This window comes from Achromobacter sp. SIMBA_011 (genome assembly GCF_046535435.1).
Taxonomy (GTDB): Bacteria; Pseudomonadota; Gammaproteobacteria; order Burkholderiales; family Burkholderiaceae_B; genus Achromobacter; species Achromobacter dolens.
Genome location: NZ_JAWRWN010000308.1, coordinates 1 through 280, shown reverse-complemented (window position 1 = coordinate 280; position 280 = coordinate 1). Strand labels below are relative to the sequence as shown.

General features: G+C 63.6%; 1 pseudogene. It reads left to right on the top strand.

The annotated features are described in order from the left end of the window. Positions 1 to 280 (top strand): annotated as a pseudogene (locus SB816_RS31085) (heavy metal translocating P-type ATPase); the annotation flags it as partial.

Here is a 280-nt window from a genome sequence, read left to right as displayed (position 1 = left end):
ATCGTCAACCATGCCGAAAAGGCCGGCGTGAAGCCTCTGCCCGGCTCCAACATCAAGGCGATTTCCGGTCGCGGCATGCAGGGCACTGTCGGCGGAAAGGACCTGTTCATCGGCGCGCCGCGCTTTGCAACCGAAGTCGGCACCCTCTCGAAGGAACTGGCCGATCGCATTTCCGCACTGGAAAGCGAAGGCAAGACCGTGGCTGTCGTGATGGCTGGCGGAACCGCAAGCGGCCTCTTCGCCATGCGCGACGAACCGCGCAAGGATGCGGCTGAAGGTG